The organism is Variovorax sp. P4_D9, assembly GCF_056401695.1.
Genome location: NZ_JBFUIU010000706.1, coordinates 1 through 4,504, shown reverse-complemented (window position 1 = coordinate 4,504; position 4,504 = coordinate 1). Strand labels below are relative to the sequence as shown.

At 62.8% G+C, this 4,504-nt stretch carries 5 protein-coding genes and 2 pseudogenes; 4 read left to right on the top strand and 3 right to left on the bottom strand.

Annotated features, from left to right (window positions below):
- Positions 1-812 precede the first annotated feature (812 nt).
- The 4 genes and pseudogenes from AC1DY5_RS43135 (at position 813) to AC1DY5_RS43120 (ending at position 2,558) form a co-directional block, all read left to right on the top strand.
- A complete protein-coding gene (locus AC1DY5_RS43135; RefSeq protein WP_478120549.1) occupies positions 813-1,355 on the top strand; it encodes a phage integrase family protein in 543 nt (180 codons plus the stop codon).
- Positions 1,247-1,516, top strand: a complete 270-nt coding sequence (locus AC1DY5_RS43130; RefSeq protein ID WP_478120551.1) for a hypothetical protein — start codon at positions 1,247-1,249, stop codon at positions 1,514-1,516. The genes AC1DY5_RS43135 and AC1DY5_RS43130 overlap by 109 nt, the downstream gene beginning before the upstream one ends.
- A gap of 63 nt (positions 1,517-1,579) precedes the next feature.
- A pseudogene (locus tag AC1DY5_RS43125) lies at positions 1,580-1,962 on the top strand (transposase); the annotation flags it as partial.
- A 134-nt stretch (positions 1,963-2,096) separates the two neighbouring features.
- Entirely contained in the window at positions 2,097-2,558 is a 462-nt protein-coding gene (locus AC1DY5_RS43120) for a hypothetical protein (RefSeq protein WP_478120548.1), read from the top strand.
- Between the two features lie 308 nt (positions 2,559-2,866).
- Here the strand turns inward: AC1DY5_RS43120 and AC1DY5_RS43115 are convergent.
- From AC1DY5_RS43115 to AC1DY5_RS43105, 3 genes and pseudogenes are all read right to left on the bottom strand, one after another.
- Positions 2,867-3,003 (bottom strand): annotated as a pseudogene (locus AC1DY5_RS43115) (hemerythrin domain-containing protein); the annotation flags it as partial.
- Between the two features lie 55 nt (positions 3,004-3,058).
- Entirely contained in the window at positions 3,059-4,138 is a 1,080-nt protein-coding gene (locus AC1DY5_RS43110) for an FAD-dependent oxidoreductase (protein ID WP_478120550.1), read from the bottom strand.
- Positions 4,120-4,329, bottom strand: coding sequence for a hypothetical protein (locus AC1DY5_RS43105; protein ID WP_478120552.1), 210 nt, complete (start codon positions 4,327-4,329; stop codon positions 4,120-4,122). The genes AC1DY5_RS43110 and AC1DY5_RS43105 overlap by 19 nt, the downstream gene beginning before the upstream one ends.
- Positions 4,330-4,504: the final 175 nt, after the last annotated feature.

The window sequence follows — 4,504 nt, the reverse complement described above, 5'->3', positions numbered from 1 at the left end:
ACTCGATTTGCTTGCGGTTGGGCTCGAGGATGCGCGGCGCTGCGTGGCTGCGCGTGCTGGCTCGCGCTTGCGTTTGCTGCACATCCGCAGCGCTGGGCGCCGGCAAGTCCTCGAACAGTCCCTGGTCCTGATTCATCGCCTCGTCTGTGGCCTGTGTTGACATGCCAGGGCTGTAGCCAGTCCCGTGCCAGTTCGCGAGGGTCGGAGAAAAACTCTCACTCTCTCAGTGACCAGTGGGCGAACACGATCATCCGGTCGTGATCGGTGCACAGAGACCTCCTTGGCGCACGCTGTTGACTTAGCGACCCTGGTTCAGCCTGTGAAGCCCTTGATCGGTCAGGAACTTGCACCCCTGCTGATCCGCTGCGACGAATCCGTTCGACCTGAGGCGAGCCGAGACTTTGATTGAATCGGTTGGACACCGCCTGATATTGGCCTCACGGAGGGCTTGGAGTATTTTCCACTGTTCGTCGTTGAGCTGAATCTTCTTGACCATGGCAGCCTCCTTCGACAATTTACAGTGTGGCGCGCTGAGCTTCAGCGCGCCTCCCTACAAATGCTCTTGTCAGGAAGCTCGCTTCGGACTATCAACCGCCCAATTGAAATTGCGATGGATGCCGAGACCGAGACCGAGACCGAGACCGAGACCGAGACCGAGACCGAGGTGAGGCGCCTCGACCGCAAAGTTTGGTTCATCCGTTTTCGGTTGGGCTGACATCGGCGACATACTTCTTCGACGTTGCCCGACAGGTCGGCGACGCCAAGAGCGGCTGCTGGAGCAAGTCAGGCATGGAATCTGGCAACGACGAGTCATGGTGCTATTGAGCCCGYGCGGRTGGKTTTCCCGGCACCGCSGCCWTTGCSGCCCTGCGTGCCTGGTACGCGGGCCTGAAGCGCGCGTGCGSCRGTCGCGCAGTATCTGGGASAGGRCAAGSCGACAGGGCAGTCCTCCTGAGSAGTTGAGCGTGATCCGCCGCCAGTTGGCSGCCTACGCGYGCTCTCGGCATCGTGAAGMGCTGGCCGCMTTGATGGAGCATCCAKCAGCCGAGCGCGAACAGCGGGCGCGCTCGGTCCTGAACGCGATCGAGACGCTACGGCATCTACCGGCGCCTGCGCCCCTGGTGACGGACGACGTCGAGCACTGGTTGCCCGCGCGTGCCGCCCGCGCCATGAATTCCCATAACATCGAAACCCTGGCTGATCTGACCGTGCGCGCATTCCACGCCGACACCGCTGGTGGACGGCCATACCCAGCCTGTGCGCCACCAGCGCCCGGCAGATCGAGGCGTTCTTCGCGGCGCACTCGGAGTTCACGGAGCGCACCCGCGGATTGTCGCGGTCAGAGCACAGCATGACGTGGTGTCCTGCGGTACGTAGAACCTTTCCCCTCGTAGTCGTTGTTCCCATGCAGCGTGCAGGTGACCCCGGGAGTCCGGAACGTCACAAGGTCGACGGCTCCCGCGGCGGCTGCGGGAGGCAGCCAGCGGCTCCGAACGCGATGCGCCCCGAACCTTGATGCCGGCGAACGGACTGGCCATGGTGTAGCGCTGCTGGATCAGCCAGCTGTACATCGCGCCAGTGGGTACCGGACGAAGCCCACGAGGCAATGCGCAACTTGTGGCGAGCTCGCGAGGACGCGGTTGGCATGCGGCTGAAGGCGCGCCAACAGTTGAAGGCGTTCCCGCTGCGCCAGGCCCGACGCTACCCCGGCCTGGCGAGACATCCTGGACCACGAGCCATGAACGCTGGATGGCAGACCAGCGCTTCGATCACGAAGCCGACCGCATCGCGCTGGCCGAATACCAGCTCGCTGTTCAGTCAGCCAAGCAGCGCGTGCAACGGCCGACGATCGCGCTGACCGAAGTAACGCAGGACTGGCGCTTCGAGCTTGTCGTTGCAGCGCTGCGCGCCCTGCGCGGCATCGACACGGTCAGCGCTATCGGGCTGGTCGCCGAGATTGGTGTCGAAAATCCACAACCTTAATAAACTTACGACGTTACACTTCGTATAAGTACTGCGTCACGATGCAAATTACGGAGCCAAGTTCGTGCGTCGGCTACGCTGCAATCCATCAAGGATAGGTGAAGTAAAAAGAAATGTTCAAACTGAAAATCGTTGCGCGATCGCTTCGGGTACTGGCCGCTGGCGTCATTGTTTGCGCCACCCTTCCTGCCGTTGCGCAGAATTTCCAAGTGGCGAACTCGACCGCCGGAAGCCAGGTGGCCGCTGCGCCGATCAATCAGATTGTCGCCAATCTGAACGCGAGCATCAGCAATGCTACAAACGTGGCCAACGTCGCCAACAGCACAGCGAACAGCGCATGGGCGGTCGGCCTCAACGCCCAGAACACTGCGAACTGGGCGGGCGGCGTCGCGGCCAATGCTCAGGCCGCGGCGGACTGGGCCGGCAACGTTGCGAATAACGCCCAGAACTCAGCGAACAATGCCGCCTGGCGCGCCGATAACGCATGGGCGCTGGGAATCGCGGACTGCGCGATGGCAATGGGTGGAGCCCAATGGGCCGGGTGGTGTGCAGCAGTGAGCCCGCGCCCCTGGTGAGCGTGACCAGCCGGTGCTCGGCCAGCGCGCGCCGCACGACGGCGATCTCGCGATCGCGACCAACGAAGCTGGAACGCTCGACCGGCAGGTTTGTGGGCGGATTCACGCTGCGCAACGGCGGGAATGCCGCGATCAGCCCGGGCGCCGACAGCTGGAACAGCGGTGCGGCTGGCTCAATCCTTTGAGGCGGTGCTCACCAAGATCAAGGAGCGTCAGGTCGCGCGCTGCGCGGCCACGGCGCATGCCACTGCGTCAGTGGAGCGGGCGAATACCGCGAAGAAGGCACGGGCTGCGCGCGCCTTGACTCAAATCTCGTTGCGTTCTTCCTTGACGTACGTTCGATGCACTCGCGAAGCACAATCACCTTGGCGTCGAACTTCTCATCCCCGTCCTTAGCTTCCTGAATATGGGCGATCAAGTCCTTGGCGCTGGCGTGCTCCACCTCATCGGCGCACCGCGCGGCCGACATCGCTACGGCGGCCGCAGTTTGAAGGCGCTGGTCAACTTCGAGATTGCCTGGCTGTCCAAAGATCCTTCTGCATCTCGCACATGGCTGCTCGCGTTAGGAAGCCGGCATTGGACGGCACAATCGCAAGCTTGTAGGTCGTATCCAACGCCACAGCGACAAGGCCCATGAACCTTTGAGCGTCACCCAAGGAGACGGCCCGCTCCGCATGAAATGGGAGCAACTTGAAGCGGGGGGTGAGCCGCAAGAACTCTTGCATCGGGTCCTCATCATGGAGCTTGGAGACTTCGAAGAGGTCCACGCCGGCGCGGGTCGACAGGTCGTAGAGCGCTTCGACAAATTTGAAGGATGGATGTCGGCGGGTGATGCCTTCGAAGTGAGCGCCGGTCACGCTGATCGGGAGTGCTTGCGTCACGACGATGGCATGTACGAGATCCGCCCATGACGCTGGGTGGTCCGGGTAGAAGTACCAGTCGGGATCGGGCGGTACAAGGCCATGCAACGCGGCCCACTGGATCGCGGTGAAGTGCAGATGATCGCTGTGAACATCAGCGAAGTAAGTGAGCTTTCCGCCGCGCTTGATGATCTCAGCTTGCAAGGCCTCCACGGAAACGGAGGAGGGCGGGCAACCGCCTTGCACTGCCATCGCGGCCGCAATGCCTGCCGCGATGCCGGACTGGATGCGCACGGCCTCGACCCTCGTGGCTCCGAATGCGACGTGTGTCGCGCTGATCGCCCCGCACGTCAGGAGGTTGTCCACGCTTTGCGGCAGCAGGCAGCGATAGGGAATCTGGAATGGTGCCCGGGCGACTCGATTTAGCATGTAGCCGTCCGGATAGCTGTAGCCGGGCGCCACCTCGTCGGCGCAGCCTTGTGACTCGATGGCCCAGTCGCCGATTGCGATGGGGTCCGCATGCGGCGGGGCGCGGAAGCCGTCGTGCGCGCGCTGACGTCGACGCCTGCCAGGCCGGATTGAGCCATCGAGGGAAAGTCGGGCGCACGGTTCGTGGAGTGAGATTTTCGTCTCCTCCGCCCAGGTCCTCCTTCGAAGGACGTAGGTGATTGAGGCACCCAGAACCCCAGCGAGCAGAAACTTCAGAACTTCAACTCCCATGCCGCCCCTGAGATCCACTTCTGTTCGTCCTCGCCTATGTCGCGTGCGATCGCGCCGGCCATTCGTGGGCTGAGCTTCCCTCGGTACATCGCCACATTCAGGGCGGTTCGGTTGAAGTGAAGCTGGCGTGAGTCAGGAACCAGACGAGGCCCGGCAGCTTCCGCGGCTGCCTTCAGCACATTGCCGTTCAACTACTGTCGTAGTTTCTCCCTGATTGCCCGCGCCGTAAACGTCGTCTTCATCCCCAGTTGGTCCGACACGTCGCCGTCGTTCATGCCGGCCAGGATCAACCGCGCTGCGTAGGCGTTGCGCACGAATTGTGGCCCATGGAACGCTGCCTGGTGCCCATGGAACGCTGCCTGGTGC

Excerpts from the sequence above, each read along its gene's own strand:
- AC1DY5_RS43120 (WP_478120548.1), top strand. The coding sequence starts at position 2,097 with ATGTTCAAACTGAAAATCGTTGCGCGATCGCTTCGGGTACTGGCCGCT.
- AC1DY5_RS43110 (WP_478120550.1), bottom strand. The coding sequence starts at position 4,138 with ATGGGAGTTGAAGTTCTGAAGTTTCTGCTCGCTGGGGTTCTGGGTGCC.